Source organism: Nocardia sp. NPDC052566, from assembly GCF_044547285.1.
In the GTDB taxonomy this organism is placed as follows: Bacteria; Actinomycetota; Actinomycetes; order Mycobacteriales; family Mycobacteriaceae; genus Nocardia.
In genome coordinates this window covers 1,481,629-1,499,551 of the sequence record NZ_JBIUAF010000002.1, presented here as the reverse complement: position 1 = coordinate 1,499,551, position 17,923 = coordinate 1,481,629, and the positions used below count along the sequence as shown (strand labels likewise).

General features: G+C 68.2%; 17 protein-coding genes. 15 read left to right on the top strand and 2 right to left on the bottom strand.

What is annotated here, in order from left to right:
* Nucleotide 1 precedes the first annotated feature (1 nt).
* The 11 genes from ACIG5A_RS13950 (at nt 2) to ACIG5A_RS13900 (ending at nt 11,512) form a co-directional block, all read left to right on the top strand.
* The gene (locus ACIG5A_RS13950) at nt 2-991 is read left to right on the top strand and encodes an ABC transporter permease (RefSeq protein WP_397240536.1); all 990 of its coding nucleotides are present in this window, start codon (nt 2-4) and stop codon (nt 989-991) included.
* Entirely contained in the window at nt 984-1,853 is an 870-nt protein-coding gene (locus ACIG5A_RS13945) for an ABC transporter permease (RefSeq protein WP_397240535.1), read from the top strand. The genes ACIG5A_RS13950 and ACIG5A_RS13945 overlap by 8 nt, the downstream gene beginning before the upstream one ends.
* Nucleotides 1,850-3,490 carry a dipeptide ABC transporter ATP-binding protein gene (locus ACIG5A_RS13940; RefSeq protein ID WP_397240534.1) on the top strand — a complete coding sequence of 547 codons (1,641 nt, stop codon included), beginning with the start codon at nt 1,850-1,852 and terminating at the stop codon, nt 3,488-3,490. Before ACIG5A_RS13945 ends, ACIG5A_RS13940 begins: the two co-directional genes overlap by 4 nt.
* Complete coding sequence (locus ACIG5A_RS13935) at nt 3,487-3,738, top strand: hypothetical protein (protein WP_397240533.1); 252 nt, start codon at nt 3,487-3,489, stop codon at nt 3,736-3,738. The genes ACIG5A_RS13940 and ACIG5A_RS13935 overlap by 4 nt, the downstream gene beginning before the upstream one ends.
* Nucleotides 3,738-4,844, top strand: a complete 1,107-nt coding sequence (locus ACIG5A_RS13930; protein WP_397240532.1) for an LLM class flavin-dependent oxidoreductase — start codon at nt 3,738-3,740, stop codon at nt 4,842-4,844. Before ACIG5A_RS13935 ends, ACIG5A_RS13930 begins: the two co-directional genes overlap by 1 nt.
* 34 nt (nt 4,845-4,878) lie before the next feature.
* Nucleotides 4,879-6,264 (top strand): NtaA/DmoA family FMN-dependent monooxygenase, encoded by a 1,386-nt coding sequence (locus ACIG5A_RS13925; RefSeq protein ID WP_397240531.1) that lies wholly within the window; start codon nt 4,879-4,881, stop codon nt 6,262-6,264.
* Nucleotides 6,261-7,076 (top strand): DUF1684 domain-containing protein, encoded by an 816-nt coding sequence (locus ACIG5A_RS13920; RefSeq protein ID WP_397240530.1) that lies wholly within the window; start codon nt 6,261-6,263, stop codon nt 7,074-7,076. Before ACIG5A_RS13925 ends, ACIG5A_RS13920 begins: the two co-directional genes overlap by 4 nt.
* On the top strand, nt 7,073-8,218 hold the full coding sequence (locus ACIG5A_RS13915) for an LLM class flavin-dependent oxidoreductase (RefSeq protein ID WP_397240529.1): 1,146 nt from the start codon (nt 7,073-7,075) through the stop codon (nt 8,216-8,218). The genes ACIG5A_RS13920 and ACIG5A_RS13915 overlap by 4 nt, the downstream gene beginning before the upstream one ends.
* Nucleotides 8,219-8,350: 132 nt before the next feature.
* Complete coding sequence (locus ACIG5A_RS13910; protein WP_397240528.1) at nt 8,351-8,629, top strand: hypothetical protein; 279 nt, start codon at nt 8,351-8,353, stop codon at nt 8,627-8,629.
* Between the two features lie 130 nt (nt 8,630-8,759).
* Nucleotides 8,760-10,787, top strand: a complete 2,028-nt coding sequence (locus tag ACIG5A_RS13905) for a CocE/NonD family hydrolase (protein ID WP_397240527.1) — start codon at nt 8,760-8,762, stop codon at nt 10,785-10,787.
* Nucleotides 10,788-10,939: 152 nt separating this feature from the next.
* Nucleotides 10,940-11,512 carry a hypothetical protein gene (locus ACIG5A_RS13900; RefSeq protein ID WP_397240526.1) on the top strand — a complete coding sequence of 191 codons (573 nt, stop codon included), beginning with the start codon at nt 10,940-10,942 and terminating at the stop codon, nt 11,510-11,512.
* On the opposite strand, the gene ACIG5A_RS13895 is transcribed toward ACIG5A_RS13900, so the two are convergent.
* Nucleotides 11,487-13,379, bottom strand: coding sequence for a PQQ-binding-like beta-propeller repeat protein (locus ACIG5A_RS13895; RefSeq protein WP_397240525.1), 1,893 nt, complete (start codon nt 13,377-13,379; stop codon nt 11,487-11,489). The two genes, ACIG5A_RS13900 and ACIG5A_RS13895, sit on opposite strands and share 26 nt — an antisense overlap.
* 97 nt (nt 13,380-13,476) lie before the next feature.
* Between ACIG5A_RS13895 and ACIG5A_RS13890 the strand changes: the two genes are divergently transcribed.
* Genes ACIG5A_RS13890 through ACIG5A_RS13880 form a run of 3 tightly spaced genes read left to right on the top strand, consistent with a single transcriptional unit; the run spans nt 13,477 to nt 16,111 of the window.
* Complete coding sequence (locus ACIG5A_RS13890) at nt 13,477-13,836, top strand: hypothetical protein (RefSeq protein ID WP_397240524.1); 360 nt, start codon at nt 13,477-13,479, stop codon at nt 13,834-13,836.
* Nucleotides 13,836-15,605, top strand: coding sequence for an alpha/beta hydrolase (locus ACIG5A_RS13885; protein WP_397240523.1), 1,770 nt, complete (start codon nt 13,836-13,838; stop codon nt 15,603-15,605). Before ACIG5A_RS13890 ends, ACIG5A_RS13885 begins: the two co-directional genes overlap by 1 nt.
* Nucleotides 15,602-16,111 carry a hypothetical protein gene (locus ACIG5A_RS13880; protein ID WP_397240522.1) on the top strand — a complete coding sequence of 170 codons (510 nt, stop codon included), beginning with the start codon at nt 15,602-15,604 and terminating at the stop codon, nt 16,109-16,111. The genes ACIG5A_RS13885 and ACIG5A_RS13880 overlap by 4 nt, the downstream gene beginning before the upstream one ends.
* Here ACIG5A_RS13880 and ACIG5A_RS13875 read toward each other — a convergent pair whose 3' ends face one another.
* A complete protein-coding gene (locus tag ACIG5A_RS13875; RefSeq protein WP_397240521.1) occupies nt 16,112-17,005 on the bottom strand; it encodes a hypothetical protein in 894 nt (297 codons plus the stop codon).
* A gap of 409 nt (nt 17,006-17,414) precedes the next feature.
* On the opposite strand from ACIG5A_RS13875, the gene ACIG5A_RS13870 reads away from it, so the two are divergent.
* Complete coding sequence (locus ACIG5A_RS13870; protein WP_397240520.1) at nt 17,415-17,717, top strand: DUF6342 family protein; 303 nt, start codon at nt 17,415-17,417, stop codon at nt 17,715-17,717.
* Nucleotides 17,718-17,923 lie beyond the last annotated feature (206 nt).

Here is a 17,923-nt window from a genome sequence, read left to right as displayed (position 1 = left end):
CATGGCTCGCTATGTACTACTGCGTGTGCTGCAGGCGATTTCGGTGCTGTGGGCGGCGTTCACCATCTCGTTCGTCGTGCTGTACCTGCTGCCCGCCGACCCGGTGTCCATCGCCGCCGACGGCGGCGGAGCGGGCACGCCGGTCGACAAGGCCGCGATCGCCGAACTCCAGGCCCGCTACGGGCTGGATCGGCCACTGTGGGACCAGTATTGGACCGCCCTGACCCATGCGGTGGGCGGTGATCTCGGCCGGTCCATCACCACCGGGCAGCCGGTCACCGACGCGCTCGGCGACGCGCTGCCGGGGACACTCGGATTGGCCTCGCTCGCTCTGCTTTTCGCGGTGCTCGGCGGCGTCTCGCTGGCCTTCGCGGCCAGTCACACCCGCCGCCCGTGGCTGCGCAACGCGCTGGCCGGGCTGCCGTCCGTCGGGGTGGCGGTGCCGACCTTCTGGACCGGATTGCTGCTGCTGCAGGTGTTCTCGTTCCGCTGGCGGCTCGCCCCCGCCTTCGGCGGGCACGGCTTCGCGGGCACCGTACTGCCCGCGCTCACGCTGGCCGTTCCGATCGGCGCGGTGATCGCGCAGGTGCTGACGGCCGGGCTGGAATCGACGTGGCGGCAGCCGTTCACCGACGTAGCGCTGGCCAAGGGCGGTTCGCGGTGGTGGGTGCAGCGCAGGCATGTGCTCCGGCCTGCGAGCGTGCCCGCGTTCACCATCGCCGGTGTGCTGGTCGGCAACATGCTGGCCGGATCGGTGGTGGTGGAGACCGTCTTCGCCCGCCAGGGCGTCGGGCGGCTCACCCAGACCGCCGTACTGGCACAGGACATTCCGGTGGTGCAGGGCATCGTGCTGCTCACCTCGGCGGTCTTCGTCACCGTGAACCTCGCGGTCGACCTGCTCTACCCGCTGCTCGATCCGCGCATCGGCGGGCGCGGGCGCAGGACATTCGAGGCTCCGGACACCACCGAGGAGGCGATTGCCCATGGTTGACGCGATCGATGAACGACCGCGCGCCCTGATCGGGCTGCGGCGGCCGAACTTCCGATGGGATCTGCTGCGACGCAACGCCTTCCTGCTGCTCTCCGGTGCGGTCGCGCTGCTCGCCCTCGGCTGGGCGCTGTTCCCCTCGGTGTTCGCCTCCGGCGATCCGCTGACCGGCATACCCGTACAGAAGTTCCGATCCCCCAGCGCGCAACACTGGTTCGGCACCGACAACCTCGGCCGCGACCTCTACACCCGCATGGTGCACGGCGCCGGGCTCTCGCTCACCGCGACGCTGTCCGCCGTTGCCATCGCGCTGATCGCGGGGTCCATCCTGGGGCTGCTATCCGGTGCGGCGGGCGGTGTCGTCGACACCGTCATCATGCGATTCGTCGATGTGCTGCTGTCCATTCCGGCACTGCTGCTCGCCCTCGCCCTGGTGACCGCGCTCGGCTTCGGCACCCGCAATGTCGCGATCGCCGTCGGTATCTCACTCATCGCCAACTTCGCCAGGGTGATGCGCTCGGAGGTCCTGCGGGTGCGCCAGTCCCCCTTCGTCGAGGCCGCCCACGCCTCGGGCGTCCGCTGGTACACCGTGCTGGCCCGCCACGTGCTGCCCAACGCCTACCAGCCCGTCCTCGCGCTGGCCGCCGTGGAATTCGGTATGGCGGTGCTGTCGGTCTCGGCACTGAGCTTCCTCGGCTACGGCGCGAAACCGCCCACCCCCGAATGGGGTTCGCTCATCTCCGAGGGCCGCAACTTCCTCGCCACCGCGTGGTGGATGACCACCTTGCCCGGCCTGGTGATCGTCGCGGTCGTCCTGTCCGCGCAACGCCTCGGCCGCGCCGCCGGAAGGAGAGGGCAAGCATGAGCGGCAAAGTTGTCAACGATGTCGAACCTGCTCCACTGCTGCGCATCGACAACCTCCAGGTGCGATATCGCTCCGACGACGGCCCGGTGACGGCGCTGGCGGGCGCGTCGCTGACCGTCGCGCGCGGTGAGGTGGTCGCGCTCGTCGGTGAATCCGGTTCCGGTAAGTCGACACTCGCGCAGTCGGTGATCGGGCTGCTCGGAGCTAACGCCGAGATCGCGGGCGGCACTGTCGCTTTCGACGGCGAGCCGGTGGACTACCGGTCCGAGCGGGCGCTGCGGCGGCTGCGCGGGGCACGGATCGGGTTCGTGCCGCAGGATCCGGGGTTGTCGTTGAATCCGGTGCGGCGGGTCGGGGATCAGGTGGCCGAGGCGCTGGTGGTGCATCGCAAGGCGGATCGGAAGGCGGCGTTGCGGCGGGCGGTCGAACTGCTGGCGGAGTCGGGCCTCGATCGGCCGGAGCTGCGGGCCACGCAATATCCGCACGAGCTGTCCGGCGGGCAGCGTCAGCGGGTGCTGATCGCGGCGGCGCTGGCGTGCGGACCGGAGCTGATCATCGCCGACGAGCCGACCAGCGCGCTGGATGCCACCGTGGCGCGGCGGGTGCTGGATCAGCTCGCCACGCAGATCGCCGCGCGTGGCACCGCGGTGCTGCTGATCACCCACGATCTCGCGGTCGCCGCCGAGCGGGCCGATCGGCTCGTCGTGCTCAGCGGCGGCGAGATCGTCGAACACGGCCCGACCGCACGGATACTCGCCGAACCGCAGCATCCGTACACCCGCCGGCTGCTCGCCGCGTCGCCGAGCCTGACACCGCCCGGCGCGTATCAGCAACCGCGGGAACGGGACACCGAACCGCTGCTGGTGCTGCGCCAGGTGCACAAGCGTTTCCACGCGCAGGCGGGCGGCGCGGTGACCGCGGTGGACGGTGTCGGCTTCGAGCTCGGCCGGGGCGAAACGCTGTCGCTGGTCGGCGAATCCGGCTCGGGCAAGTCGACCACCGCGCGCATAGCGCTGCGGCTCACCGAACCCGACCGCGGCACCGTCACGTTCGACGGACAGGACCTGAGCCAGGCCAAGCGGTCGCGGTTGCGCGCGCTGCGGCAGCGGTTCCAGGTGGTGTACCAGAACCCCTACTCCTCACTGGATCCCCGCTTCCGTGTCGGTGCGATCATCGAGGAACCGTTGCGCGCGTACGGCATCGGCGATCGCGGCGCCAGGCAGGCGCGCGTTCGTGAGCTGCTCGATCAGGTCGCGCTGCCCGAGCAGTTCGCGCGGCGCAGACCCGCGGAGCTGTCCGGCGGGCAGCGTCAGCGCGTCGCCATCGCACGGGCACTGGCCCTGCATCCGGATCTGCTGGTGCTCGACGAACCGGTCTCCGCGCTGGACGCCTCGGTGCAGGCACAGATTCTGGAGCTGCTCGACCGCCTCCAGACCGAGTTACGCCTGTCCTACCTGTTCATCTCGCACGATCTCGCGGTGGTGCGCCGGATCAGCGATCACGTTGCGGTGATGCGCCGCGGCCGCATCGTCGAATCCGGCCGCACCGAAGACATTTTCGAGACACCTCGACACGAGTACACCCGGGAACTGCTGTCGGCCATACCAACTCCGGCCGCGGCGAAAGGAGCGTCATGATGCTGCGCACTCTGTGGTCCCGCCTGCGCGGTGACACCGCCCCGGCCGCCCACCCGGCGCCGGCCGACCGGTTCCACCACGCGCGTCCCTTCGCACCGCGGCTCGATGCGCTGCGGGCACGAAATACCGTCCCCGCCTATACCCAGGCCGAGCTGTGGCAGTACTCCTGCCTGTTCGCACCCGATGCCGTCAGCTATGGCAGTCATACAGCGGCGCGGGACCTCATCGATCGGAAAGGACTCTACTGATGGCCGATTCGAACTTCTTCCTGGCGGCCGAATTCGCCGGGACCGGCGCGCATCCCGCGTCGTGGCGGCGGGCGGATTCGCGCGCCGAGGAGCTGTTCACCGGCGGCTACTGGGTCGATGCGCTCACCGCCGCCGAGAACGCCGGTGTCGACGCGGTTTTCCTGCCGGACTCGTTCGAACTGCAGCCCGGCGGGGCCGGGGCGACCAGGGGCAGGCTCGACGCGGTGGCGATCGCGGCGCGGGTCGCGGCGCGCACCCACCGGATCGGGCTGCTGCCGCAGGCACCGGTCACCCACACCGAGCCGTTCCACCTGTCCAAGGCGATCGCCAGCCTCGATTTCGCCACCCTCGGGCGAGCGGGCTGGGAGGTCACCGTCTCGGCGACCGAGGAACAGGCGAAGGCGTTCGGCCGCAAGGACGTTCAGGATGCCGACGCGCTGTGGCACGAGGCGGACGAGGCCATCGAGGTGGTCACCCGGCTGTGGGACAGCTGGGAGGACGACGCGGAGATCCGCGATGTGCCGACCGGGCGTTTCATCGACAGGGACAAGCTGCACTACATCGACTACGCGGGCGACAACTTCTCGGTGAAGGGCCCGTCGATCACGCCGCGCTCCCCGCAGGGCCAGCCGATCGTCGCGGTGCGCGCCGATGATCCAGCGAGCACCGCCGTCGCGGTCCGGCGCGCCGACCTGATCCGCATCACCGCGGCCGATCTCGACGAAGCACGCACGCGCCGTACCGAATTGCGCACCGCGCTGGTGGCCGCCGACCGCGATCCCGACCAGGTGGGGGTGCTGCTCGACCTCGACATCCACCTCGCCGAATCGGACGCCGCGGCGAAAGACGAACTCGCCCAGCTGAATCAGTGGTCGGTGCAGGAGGCGCACGGCCTGCGCCACCTCGGCACCGCCGCCACCCTGCGCGCACTGCTCGAAGAACTCGCCGACGGCATCGACGGCGTTGTCCTGCGTCCGCTCGCGCTGCCCACCGCACTGAAACACCTTGCCGCCGCACCACCGCGCGAAGCCCGCGCGAGCACCACCCTGCGCGACCGCCTCGGGCTCACCAGGCCGGTGAGCCGATACGCGGTGAGCGCGGCATGACAACCACCGCATCCACCATTCGACGGAGGTCGTGATGAGCGCGAAACCCCGCAAGACCGTGCATCTGGCCGCCCACTTCCCCGGTGTCAACAACACCACCGTGTGGGCCGATCCGGAGTCCGAGAGCCAGATCGACTTCGACTCCTTCGTGCACCTGGCCCGCACCGCCGAGCGCGGGCTGTTCGACTTCTTCTTCCTCGCCGAGGGCCTGCGGCTGCGCGAGCATCGCGACCGCATCCACGATCTCGACGTGGTCGGCAGGCCGGACACCTTCACCGTGCTCAACGCGCTGGCCGGGGTCACCGACAAGCTCGGCCTGGCAGGCACCATCAACAGCACCTTCAACGAACCGTTCGAACTGGCCAAGCAGTTCGCCTCGCTGGATCACCTCTCCGGTGGGCGGGCGGCATGGAATGTCGTCACTTCCTCCGACGCGTTCACCGGCGAGAACTTCCGCCGCGGCGGCTATCTGGAGCACAGCCAGCGCTACCGGCGCGCCGCCGAGGTGGTCGACGCCACCAGGGCGCTGTGGAACAGCTGGCCCGCCGAGGCGCTGACCGTGGACCGGGAGGCGGGCGTGTTCTCCCATGACGTCCCCGAAACCCACTACCGCAGTTCGCAGTTCGACATCATCGGCCGCTTCGTCCTGCCGCCGAGCCCGCAGGGGCATCCGGTGCTGTTGCAGGCGGGCGACTCCGACGACGGCCGCGAATTCGGCGCCGCGAGCGCGGACGCCATCTTCACCGGGCACGGCACGCTCGAGGCGGGCCAGCGCTTCTACGCCGACGTCAAGGGGCGCCTCGCCAAATACGGTCGTGGACAAGACGATTTGAAGATCCTACCCGCCGCCACCTTCGTACTCGGTGACACCGAGCAGGAGGCCCAGGATCGGGCGCGGCACATCCGCCGGCAACAGGTCGGCCCGCAGACCGCCATCGCCTTCCTCGAACAGGTATGGGGCCGTGACCTTTCCGGCTACAACCCGGACGGTCCGCTGCCGGAGGTCGAACCCGCCGACAACGTGAACATCACCAGGGGCCGGGTGCGGCACGCGAAGGATCCGCGCGCGGTCGCCGACGCGTGGCGGGCCAAGGCCGAGGCCGAAAACCTCAGCATCCGTGAGCTGATCATCGACGTCACCACGCGCCAGCAGTTCATCGGCACCCCGGCCGCGGTGGCCGAGCAGATCGACGCCTACGTCCAGGCCGACGCCAGCGACGGATTCATCCTGGTCCCGCATCTCACCCCGGGCGGCCTCGACGAATTCGTCGACCGTGTGGTCCCGGAACTGCAGGAGCGCGGCAGCTTCCGCACCGAATACACCGGCAGCACCCTGCGCGACCATCTCGGTCTGTCACACCCGGAACACAGCCATCCCCACCGTTATCTCTCCGCCCACGAAGGAGCCCGAGCATCATGACCGCAAGCACCACCACCCTGTTCGAGACCGAGTGGGCGACCTGGCATCACGCCAGGGAGGATCAGCTGCGCGACCCGCTCGGTTTCCTGAGCCTCACCGGATTGCACTGGCTCACCGACCAACCGGAGCGACTGCCCGAGGTGCCCGGCACCTGGTGGGTCACCGACGACAAGGTGTTCATCACCGCGCAACCCGCCGACCGCCTCGAATACGACGGCGCGGGCCTCGCGGGCGTGCACATCCTCACCCCGGCCGAAGGCGCGCCGGGACTCACTGTGCTGCACGAGGATCGGGTGCTCGAGGTGATCCGACGCACCGGGCAGTACGCGGTGCGGGTGCACGATCCGCTCGCGCCGGGCCTGTTGAGCTTCGACGGGATTCCGGCCTACGCTCCGGATCCGAGCTGGGTGCTGGAAGGCAAGTTCGAACCGTTCGCCGAACCGCGCACGGTGACCACCGGCGCGGTCGTCGACGGCCTCGAACACCATCACACCGCCGCGGGCACCATCGTTTTCGGCGTCGGCGGGGTGACCGAGCGGGTGATCGCCTTCGGCCCGCCCAGCGATCTGCGGGTGCTGTTCACCGACGCCACCAGCGGCGTCACCACCTATCCCGCGGCGCGTTCGCTCGCGGTCGGTGCGGCGGACGCGGACGGTACCGTGCGGCTCGATTTCAACAGGGCGGCCAATCTGCCGTGCGCGTTCACCGACTACGCGACCTGCCCGCTCGCGCCCGCGGAGAACCGGCTGCGTGCGGCCATCGAAGCGGGCGAACAGCATCCGCGCAGGCAGGATTCGGCGGTGCGCTCATGACCATCCCGCTATCGATCCTCGACCTCGCGCCGATCAGCGCGGGCTCCACCGCACAGCAGGCGCTGCGCAACACCATCGATCTGGCCAAGCACGCCGAACAGTGGGGCTACCACCGGTATTGGCTCGCCGAGCACCATTTCGTCTCGGTGGCCAGTTCCTCGTCGACCGCCCTCATCGGACTTGTCGCCGCCGCGACCTCGCGAATCCGCGTGGGGTCCGGCGCCGTTCAGGTCGGGCAGCACACTTCGATCTCGGTCGTGGAGTCGTTCGGCATCGTCGATGCGCTCTACCCGGGCCGGATCGACCTCGGCATCGGCCGCTCCGGACATCGGCGCACCGAATACGGTGCGGAGCGCGCGAAAAGCGCTCGCTCCGTGACGGATACGGCGACCGGACGCACCGAGGTGCGCGACGGCGTCGTGGTGCCGCCGCCGTTCGACTACGGCCGGATCACCGACCGCTCGAAGTTCCTCGCCTCCCTGGAGGCGTTGCAGCTGCCCGGCGCGCAATCGCTGGACTTCGCCGACCAGGTCGACGAGATCCGTGCACTGCTCGGGGGCACCTACACCACGAGTAGCGGTGTCGCGCTGCATGCGGTGCCCGGTGAGAACGCACAGGTCGAGCTGTGGCTGTTCGGCAGTTCGGCCAGCGAAAGCGCCGAACTGGCAGGCAAACTCGGCCTCCCGTTCGCCGCCGCCTACCACGTCTCCCCCGGCACCGCGCTGGACGCGGTCGACGCCTACCGTGCGGCATTCCGCCCGTCGGAACAGCTGTCCGAGCCCTACGTGCTGGTGTCGGCGGATGTGGTGGTGGCGCCCGATGATTCGACCGCCCAGCACCTCGCCTCCACCTACGGCCACTGGGTGCACAGCATCCGCAGCGGCGCGGGCGCGGCCGTCTATCTCGACCCGGACACCGCCGCACCACTGACCCCGGAGCAGCACCGCCTCGTGGACGACCGCCTGGCCACCCAGTTCGTCGGCGCACCGGAGACCGTCGTCGCCAGACTCGAAGCGCTGCAACGGGTCAGCGGCGCCGACGAACTCCTCGTCACCAGCGTCACCCACCGCCACGAGGACCGGCTCGAGTCCCACCGTCTCCTCGCCGATGCGTGGGGCCTGCGGGCGGTGAAAGCCGCCTGACCGCGTGGGCCCGGCGGTGCACGCCACACCATCGGGCCCACGCACCGAATGCCAGCCCGCCGAATCGAATTGGTGCATGATCTGAGCAATGGTTGGCGGTGGGTTCCGCAGCGGCCGGACAGTGCTCCGGCGATGACGCCCACCGAGATGGGACTGCTCGTGCTGTCTTTCGTCGCCGGATTCGGCGGTGGCGGACCGCTGCTGCTCGCGGCGGCCTTCACCGTCCTGTACGGCGCGGGCAACGGGCTTGCCACCATCACCAGAGGCACCCGGCCCCTGGCGCTGTTCGACCATCGCGAGTACGGCGCGCTCGCGGGCCGCCTGCTCATGGCGGGCTTCGTGGTCTCCGCCGCGGCGCTCACCGCGGCCGCCGAGCTCGCCCGCCGATACCGGCGGCACACCGCGTCCTGAGCGCCGTTCGGCAGCGTGCCCAACCCGACGGGCCGCTTGTTGGTCGGATGTCGATTCTCCGCCGCTCGGTTAAAAACATACAGTCGTGCATGTATATTTCTGCGTGTTCGGATGCCGGAGAGGGGAATCGATGAGGAACTCACCTGTCCGCCGGGGAAGCCGGTGGTTCGTCGGTGTGCTTGCGTCGCTTGTGGTTTCGAGCCAGGTGGTGGCGCCGTCCGCGACGGCGGAGCCCACGGGCGAGCCGCAGTGGACGGCGCTCCACGATGGGCCGCAGCGGTATCCGTCGATGCACATCGACTGGGACGTGCCGATCACGATGAGCGACGGAACGGTGCTCGAGGCGAACGTCTATCGGCCCGCCGACGCGAACGGGCCGATCCGGACACCCTTTCCGACCATCGTGAACATGACGCCGTACACGAAGCTGCTGTCGATGATCGCGCAGACCGGGCTGTCGATTCCGGTGCTCTCCGACGCGATCACCGGATTCCTGCGCGACTTCCAACTCGACGGCACGCCGCTGGAAGCGCTCACCGATGCCACCCGCGTGGCGGGCGGCGGGTTCATGCGCAGCTTCGCGGTCGATCCGCAACTGGTGCGCAGCGGCTACACCCAGATCGTCGTCGACGTGCGCGGAACCGGCTTCTCCCAGGGGATCTGGGAGCCGTGGGGCCCGAAGGATCAGCAGGACACCCCCGAGGTCATCGCCTGGGCGGCGGCGCAGCCGTGGTCCGACGGCCAGGTCGGCATGACCGGCGCCTCCTACTCCGGCATCAACCAGGTGCAGGCCGCCGAAAAGCAGCCGCCCGCACTGAAAGCCATCGTGCCGGTGGTGCCGGGCAATGATCTGGTCCGCGACATGATCGCGCCGGGCGGTGCGGCCATCGGCATCCTGCTGCCCTATCTGCTCGCGGTGAACGCGGCCAAGCTGCTGCCGGACCTGGTGTCGATCGCCAGGGGCACCTTCGACACCAAATGGCTCGCCGACCGCCTGGCCAGCCCGATGTCGTTCATGGACGTCGGAATTCAGACACTGACCACCGAATCCTTCGATACTGTGCCGCCACAGCTGGAGCAGGTGCTCAACCCCGAAAGTCCCATCCGCCAGGCCTGGCTCGGCCATCCCGAGCGAATCACCTTGCCCACCTTGGTGATCGATGGCTGGCACGACAACTTCGCCAACGGCGCGCCGCGCATCTACCAGGACATCCCGCTACCGCCGGGACAGAAGCAGCTCGTCATGGGCAACGGCTACCACGTGAGCACCGGCTTCGACATGCGCGGCAAGAACGGTGAGCCGCCGCGCATCGACGTGCTGCAGCGCGCCTGGTTCGACAAGTGGCTCAAGGGCATCGACAACGGCATCGACCACTACGGCCCGGTAACCATGTGGCAGCAGGGCGCCGGTTGGACCAGCGCCGGAGAGTTCCCCCGGCCGGGTACGACGCACCGGCGAATGTACCTGTCCGCCACCCCGAGTGGCACCACGAACACCAGCGTGCACGACGGCAGCCTCACCCCGGAGCCCACCACCGGCACCGCGCGCCTGACGGTCAGCCCCGGCCTCGCGAGCCTGTGCTCCGCCGATTCGGCGCAGGGCACCGCGGGCATCCTGGTCTTCTCCGGCTGCGGTAAGGAGGCGCGCATCGAGGAACTCAACGCGCTCACGTTCACCGGTCCCCCGGCCGTCGCGCCGACGCCGATCTCGGGACCGATCAACGTCCACTTGAACACCGTCCACGACGCCACCGACGGCTACTGGGTCGCCACCCTCAACGACGTTGCCCCCGACGGCCGTTCGACGACGCTGACCACCGGGCAGCTCATCGCCTCGCTGCGCGCCGTCGACGACGCGCAGAGCAAGCGCTCCGCCAACGGCGACTACACCGATCCCTTCCCGCTGATGTCACTGGCCGCGCGCCTGCCGATCGTGCCGGGCGTGGCGACCCAGCTCGACGTGGGTCTCGCCCCCACGGACGCGATACTGCAACCGGGACACCGGCTTCGGGTCGACATCTTCGCCAGCAATCTGCCCAAGGGTGTGCCGATCCGCCCGTTCCTCGATGCCACCGAGCTGAAACCGCAGCATCTGCAACTGGATCCGGCGGTGCCGAGCTTTGTCAACGTGCCGATAGGTACGGAATCGGGCTGGTGAGTGCTCAACTGCGCTGGCACTTTTCGCTGGATCCGGCCGGAATCCCACCGATTCGGACGAAAAGTGTCCGCGCGGCCGAGGCAAGGATTTCGGGGATGGAACAAGGGTTTTCCCTGAGGTGACGCACCCCACACCGATGCCACGATTTCCTCGTGAAATCGCTAGGTGTGCTGCTTGTTTCGGCCTCGTCGTGTATCTCCGGATACGGAGTGCTGCGCCTCATCGGACTCTCCGACGGACGCTACGGACCCGGTATCGACTGGCAGACCGCGCATCTCGCCGGGCTGACCGGCATGGTGCTGTTCGTGCCGGTGGTACTCGAGCTCGGGCAACTGCTCCCACGCGGCGGGTGGCGCACCGGCGGCGTCGCCGTGACGCTGATCGGGTTGGCGGCGTCCATCGTGCAGTTCGGCGCGGATATCGCGTTCGGGGCGCTGGCGGCGGACAAGGCCGAAATGTCGCGGCTCAGCCATCAATTCAAGGAGATCCCCGGCGTGGAGTTCCTCGTCTACGCCGGGGCGCCGCCGCTGTTCTTCCTCGGCATGGTCGCGTTGACCGTGCTGCTGACCAGGGCCGGGCTGCTGCGCTGGTGGAGCCCCGCGGTCATGCTGGTCAGCGGGCTGCTGCCGTTGCTCACGCTCGACCTGCTGCCGGTGACCGGCCTCGGCATGCTCGCCGCCCTGGCTCCGCTCATCGCGCCTACGCGCCTGGCGCGAACCCGATGAGATCGACGTTCTTCGGTCCGATACAGAGGATGAGGACGGCGCCGGGAGCGGCCATCGGCATCGTGATCTCGTAGTGACCGTCGCCAGGACTGAGCGGGTATGCGGCGACCCGGCTGCCATCGGTACGGCTCCACACCCGCACCTCGGTGCGAGAGCCGCCGTCCACGTCGTAATGTGCGGCCTGGACGAGCTCGTCGGCGAGGAAGATGTCGTCGGAAGAGCTGTGAATGTAGTCCTCTTGGATTCCGTCGACCGGATACTTGACGGTCCCGTCGATCGAAACAACCTGGTAGGCATGCACATCGACCGGCTGGGTCGGCCGGGAGACCAGAATCTCGTCGCTGTTCGGATCGGCGGCGAGTGGGTGCAACGATGCGGTGGTATCGGGAGCCGTGGTCAGATGTGCGGGCCGGTCGACGACAATGCTGCCCCGCATCCGCACCGAATCCGAGAACCAGTCGATGACAACGGTATTGGCGATGGTCCTGGTGAAAACCCGCGGCGCGTTCTCGGTGGCGAGGCGGGTGAGCTCACGGGTGGCGGTCACCGTGCCCGTCCCCGGATCCAGCGCGTTCGCCGTGATCGTCATCTCGTTCCCGTTGACGCAGTGTGTGATTCGATAGATCGCCGGGTCGGTGACCGCGACTTCCTGGCGCCGGTCGCCACAGCCGTCGGCCGACCACATCCGCGCACCGGTGCGCGCGTCGTACCGCTCGATATGCGAACCATCGGTGAGCACCAGATACCGTGCGGTCGGCCGGAACTCGTCGTCGGCGATCCGCCACGGATTCTTCTCCGACGCCGAGGACAGGTCCGGATCCGGGAGCCTGCGGGTGAATTCGGAATCGGTCCACAGCACCGCACCGGTGACCGCGTCCAGCGCGACCCAGCCCTTGTTGTCCCAGCGCGCGAGGACGACGCTCCCGCCGTCGGCCGACATCAGCGATGCCCGGATGTACTCGACACCGAGTTGATCGCCGCGCCGCACGTTCTTACGCAGGTAATGCCAGCGCGGTTGACCGGTCGCCCCGTCGAAGGCGGTGAGACCTTCGGTCGAGGCGACCACGAACCCGGCGCCTGCCACCACCACATCCGCCGCACGCTTGCGGTTGGCATCGCGCGCATCGATCTGCACCGGCAGCGCCACCCGATACCGCTCATTGCCGAGCCGCCGCGGCACGGGCGGGATGGTCACCGATGCCGCAGTGCTGTGGTCCACATTCGCGTCGTCATCACCCGCACGCACCGCGAGCACCGCGACGCCCGCCGCCACCGCGAGCCCTACCGCGATCAGCGTGGCCATCGCCCCGCGCCCGATCCGGCGCACGTTCACCGGATACAGCGCGAGCCCGAGCATCAGCACACCACCGATGAGCACCAGCGCAGTGGCGGCCAGCGCGGTCGGCAACTGGGCGAACCACGGATAGTCGAACCGAATGCTGTCCCACATGCCGGGCAGATGGGCCCTGACGGCGAACCCGCCCCACACCGCCACACAGGCGAGCACCGCGAGCGCGAAGACGCCGGCCCGGCCCGATCCCGCCCTGGCGCGCCCGCCGCGGACCGCGACCGCGACGGCAACGGCGATCAATGCCACACCGAGCAGGATCGCCGCCGTCGCGAACCGGACCGGCACCCCGGCCACGGGCGCACGGAACGAACCGAACCAGTCGGACCCGTCGGCCATCCGATCGTCCAGATGCTCGGCCGAGGCGAAGAACCGGCTGTAGACGGCGAGGGCGGTACCGCCCGAGATGAGGCCGATCCCGACGGCCGCGGCACCGGCGGCACCGCGTGATCGCCAGCGTGGCGCGCCGTTCGACGCCGGTGTTTCGTCCGAATTCGGTGTGCCGCCCAGATCGTTCATCGCAGCCTCACGGTACCGGAGTCGATCTTCGGCCAGCGGGAACCGATCGGCGCCCCGCTGCGTCGAAGACAATAAGACCAGTAGTAAGGGGGGACCCATGAGCCCCGATCCGAATGACAGCGGCGGATCCATACCGACCGGACCGGTGCCGCAGCCGCCACCGGCCCCGCCCATCCTCGGCGTCCAGCCGGATCAACTGAAGACCATCGTCACCACCTGGCGGCGCGAGGCCACCGATATCGCGAAGCTGCCATGGGCGACGCTGTCCGAGGCCGTCGGCGAGGGCAGCGAGGTGCTTGCCGCCGTCCGTGGCACCGCTGATCCGGCGAAACAGGCGATGACCTCGATCGAAACCCGATACGCCACGCTGGCCGACCTCGTCGACCGGTTCTCGGCCGACGTCGGCGCACTGGACGAGGAGATCGGATTCGAGATCGGAAGGCTGCGGCCCCGCTGATGCGTCCTACCCTGCCCCAATTGGACGGCTGGCGGCTCGACACCCTGCGCCACGCGGCCGACGTCGCACGCGAGAACGCGGACGCGCTCGACGGCTCACTCGACGACTGCTCCCGTGCCGTCGACGCCGCCGGCGGCTGGATCGGCAAGACCAAGGAGGCGGCGTGGCAGCGCACCAACGAGGAGACCGACCACGGCCGCGAGGTCCGAAACCTGCTGCTGCGCTTCGCCGATGACGCCGACGACGCGCATCGCGGCTTCGAACACGCGGTGAAATACGTACTGTCCCAGCGTGATCACGCCGTGCAGCAGGGGTGCACGGTCGCGCCCGACGGCACCGTCACCGCGCCGAACACCGAAAAGGAGGGCGACGCGGGCGTATTCCAGCTGAACATCATGAGCGGCCTGGACGAGGTCGAACGGATCGACACCACCTTCGGCGCGACCCTGCGCGATGTCCAGGCCCAGCTCGGCGCCATCCGCGACGGCCAGCAGGACGTCACCATCCCCGGCGGCGAGCGCCGCGATCCGGATGCGGTGGTCGCCATGCTCGCCACGATGACGCCGGATCAGGTGGCCACCTTCCTCGCCGGAATGAGCCCCGCCGATGTGCAGCAGCTGGTGATCGCCGCACCGGACAAGATCGGCAACATGAACGGCGTCCCGTTCGACACCCGGATCGCCGCCAACGAACTGAACATCCGCAACGCGCTCGCGGCCGAGGAGCGCAAACCCGACCGGAACCAGTCGCGCATCGATCAACTGCGCCGCATGCTCGCCCCGATTCCCGATCCCGCCAAGTCCGACAGCCGGACACAGGCGATTCCCACGGACGGGCCCGGCTCGGCCGCCCCCGACAACATGATCGACCGCAAATTCGTCATGTTCTCCCCCGACGGCAACGGGCGGATGATCGAGATGGTCGGCGCCATGACGCCCGGCGTGCCGGGCATCGGCGTGTACGTGCCAGGTACCGGCACCAACCTCAACGGCTCCGACACCAACACCACCGCGGCCTGGAATCTCGCGCACCAGACCAAATCGCCGATCTTCCTGTATATGGAGGGCGACTTCCCACAGGACTTCGGACAGGCCGCGGACAAGCGCTGGACGCAGGAGATGGCGCCGAAGCTCGTACACTTCGGCCATGAGGTCGATCGCGAGGTCGCGGCCCACGCACCGGGGACACCGGTGACCTACGTCGGGCACTCCTACGGCGGCGCCATCGTCGGCACCGCCGAACAGGAGGGTCTGCGTGCCGACCGAATACTGCACGCCTCCTCCGCGGGCACCGGCAGCCACTCCGGCGGCTGGCACGACCCGAACCCGAACGTCCAGCGGTACTCGATGACCGCACCGGCCGACCCGATCGGCGCCTACCAATCGACCAGCCAGAAGAGCCTCGGCGCCGACCCTGATACGGCGCCGGGCGTCACCCGGCTCGACACCGGTTACTACCATCAGGACGGCGACGGATTCCGCAGGAACGAACCGGTATTCGGGCCCAACGGGCACGGAAAGTATTGGAACGACCCGACATCGGACGCGTTCCAGAACATCGTCGGGGTCATCGCGGGCGGCGAGGTGACCGGGTATGTCGACCGCGAGATCCTGTCCAATCACGTGGACGCGCACATCGGCGACGCCAACAACTGGGGCAGGGAGATCCACGACGTCCTGCAGGGCAGGTACTGGGCGAACGACAATCCCTACGGGAATCCGCACGTCACGATCAATCCCGAGCTCGGACCGAGGATCCCGGTCCGATGACACCGCTACGCACCCTATTCCTCTGCGCCACAGCACTTCTCGCCGCTGCGTGCGTCTTCCCCGACGGACCGAGCAACGACGAGGTGAAAACCTCGACCGGGCTGACCGTCGCCGAGGCCGAACGGACACTGCTCGCCAACCTGTACGCCGTCTGGCCGGCGGCGAATCCGCAACTCACCCGGCCGATTCCGCGGACCGCCGAACGCATCGGCTGCCGCAACACCGCGTCGATGACGAGCTACGGCCCCCCGTGGTGGTTGCGCGCGACCGCGACCCAGCCCAACCCGTCACCGGAACTCATCGACGAGGTGCTGTCGCGCCTGGATGCCATGACGGCACAGGGGTTTACCCGGCAACCACCCGGAGTCGTCGACAACCACCCCGCCGACCGCGACTACCGCGACGCCCGCGGCTACACCATCACCAGCGACTTCACCCCCGCCCGCGACGCGAACACCCCGGCCCGCCTCGACGTCACCGTCACCTCACCGTGCGCGGCGGAGTGATCACCGGACCTCGCCGACTTTTCGCGCGATGAATTCCGCCGTGTTGCGATACCCCTCGTCCGCGGACACAGACAGCTCGACCACGAGTGCGTCCACTTCGTCTACGGCGGCGAGTGATTCGGGTGGCATTTCGGCAAGGGCGTGCACCAGGGCGGACAGCTCCTGCTCATGTGAGCGCACCTTGGCGATCAGCATCTCGACGGTCTCCGGCGAACCGATCCGGATGAGGGTCTGCTTTGCCTGATGCCGGGTGTCTCGATAGCTCTCATCATCCAGCAGCAGTGCGATCAGCGTCGACGTGGTGGATGCGGCCACTGGGCCGATACCGCGGAGAGAGCTCATGATTCGGCATTTGGTGATCTCGTCTGCCATCCAGTGGCCCGTATTCTGCTGTGCCGGAACCGGAAAGGCGAGCAGTGCCGCATGCAGGTACGCGACGGCGGCCGCACCGTATTCGGCGATAGCCCGCTGGGTGAGGACTCCATCGAAGTTGTCGCATTCCGGCAAGCCGGCCACCAATGTTTCGACAGTGGGCTGGGTGTCACCCGTGAAATAGGCGAGCAAGCGTCCTGCCACTCCGTCGGCGGCGCGGTGTCGGTCGAACATCCGGTAGCACGCGGCGGTGGCCCTGTCGTCATCGATCGCCGCGAGCGCGATCACGGCGTTCTCCCTGATCAATGGATCCGCTGCCTGGATGATCGCCGACTCCAGGGCATCGACGATCCGCTCGAGGACCTGACCATTGTCGTCGAGGTCGGCGAGCCGGTCCAAGATCTGGTCGGCCACTAGAGCTTCGGCGGCCGCGCGCGCGGCATCGACGTCGGCATCGTGATTGCGGACCGCCTCGATGAGGGTGCCGATATCGATCCCACCGGGCTCTACTGTGTGCTGCACCGACAAGGAGTAGCAAGTCCGGGGTACCCGAGTCGACTGGTTTTCCGGAAACCCGCTGCTTTCAATCTGTTTCGTCGACTTGGTAGCCAATCTCGGTGGGCGACAGCGTCACTCGGCAGACAAATAAATTCGACCGGTCTGATTAGTCGTCGAAATATGTTGCCCAGCAGGCGATCATGTCGCGCGATTGACCAATAGTCGCAAATTGATCTATAGGTACGGCCTATACTTCGGTGCAGCACAATATGATTCAACTCGCTCGAAAGAGCCTTACGGGGGCCTCAGCAACCGTCGCGCGGTGATGCCGCGCGACGATCGAATCCGGGAGCGGTTTCGCCGAAAGTCTTGGAGCAACGGCGCTTCACCGGAGCTCGGGGATGCACCTCGAGAGTCAGAGAAGGAGATCATCATGGCCGACATCGATCTGGGCCTGGCTACCGATTGGGAAGAGGGCGACACCCACGGGCGAGTCAAGTTGCGGCAGAACCAAGTTTACCCTAACTCCCCGAAGAAGGATGTGCTCATCAGCTCTCCGCTGAGCATCGAATTCTCGGTGAACACCAACTACAGCACCTCTCAGGAGGCGGACAAGATCTACTTCACCACCTACCACGGAAGTCAGAAGAAGATCATCGCGATACTGGATTCCGACGGCAATCTCTCCATCGCGGGGAAACTGCAGCAAGATAACAGGGATCTGAAGTATCTATAGTCGGCGAGCCTCCGACCTGAGCACGGCCGCGCCCACGGACCGATACCACCATTCAAGGCGCGCGTGGTTCCGTCCGTCAACGCGGCCGTGTCCAGTCCGCCGGAGTCACCGCGGCACAACGGACGATCCCGACTCGATGGCGGATACGGCTATCCGCGCGCTAATTGCGCTGCCGCGCAGTGGATTCGGCGATAATTCGTGCGCGG

Excerpts from the sequence above, each read along its gene's own strand:
- ACIG5A_RS13950 (WP_397240536.1), top strand. The coding sequence starts at position 2 with ATGGCTCGCTATGTACTACTGCGTGTGCTGCAGGCGATTTCGGTGCTG.
- ACIG5A_RS13945 (WP_397240535.1), top strand. The coding sequence starts at position 984 with ATGGTTGACGCGATCGATGAACGACCGCGCGCCCTGATCGGGCTGCGG.
- ACIG5A_RS13940 (WP_397240534.1), top strand. The coding sequence starts at position 1,850 with ATGAGCGGCAAAGTTGTCAACGATGTCGAACCTGCTCCACTGCTGCGC.
- ACIG5A_RS13935 (WP_397240533.1), top strand. The coding sequence starts at position 3,487 with ATGATGCTGCGCACTCTGTGGTCCCGCCTGCGCGGTGACACCGCCCCG.
- ACIG5A_RS13930 (WP_397240532.1), top strand. The coding sequence starts at position 3,738 with ATGGCCGATTCGAACTTCTTCCTGGCGGCCGAATTCGCCGGGACCGGC.
- ACIG5A_RS13925 (WP_397240531.1), top strand. The coding sequence starts at position 4,879 with ATGAGCGCGAAACCCCGCAAGACCGTGCATCTGGCCGCCCACTTCCCC.
- ACIG5A_RS13920 (WP_397240530.1), top strand. The coding sequence starts at position 6,261 with ATGACCGCAAGCACCACCACCCTGTTCGAGACCGAGTGGGCGACCTGG.
- ACIG5A_RS13915 (WP_397240529.1), top strand. The coding sequence starts at position 7,073 with ATGACCATCCCGCTATCGATCCTCGACCTCGCGCCGATCAGCGCGGGC.
- ACIG5A_RS13910 (WP_397240528.1), top strand. The coding sequence starts at position 8,351 with ATGACGCCCACCGAGATGGGACTGCTCGTGCTGTCTTTCGTCGCCGGA.
- ACIG5A_RS13905 (WP_397240527.1), top strand. The coding sequence starts at position 8,760 with ATGAGGAACTCACCTGTCCGCCGGGGAAGCCGGTGGTTCGTCGGTGTG.
- ACIG5A_RS13895 (WP_397240525.1), bottom strand. The coding sequence starts at position 13,379 with ATGAACGATCTGGGCGGCACACCGAATTCGGACGAAACACCGGCGTCG.
- ACIG5A_RS13890 (WP_397240524.1), top strand. The coding sequence starts at position 13,477 with ATGAGCCCCGATCCGAATGACAGCGGCGGATCCATACCGACCGGACCG.
- ACIG5A_RS13885 (WP_397240523.1), top strand. The coding sequence starts at position 13,836 with ATGCGTCCTACCCTGCCCCAATTGGACGGCTGGCGGCTCGACACCCTG.
- ACIG5A_RS13880 (WP_397240522.1), top strand. The coding sequence starts at position 15,602 with ATGACACCGCTACGCACCCTATTCCTCTGCGCCACAGCACTTCTCGCC.
- ACIG5A_RS13870 (WP_397240520.1), top strand. The coding sequence starts at position 17,415 with ATGGCCGACATCGATCTGGGCCTGGCTACCGATTGGGAAGAGGGCGAC.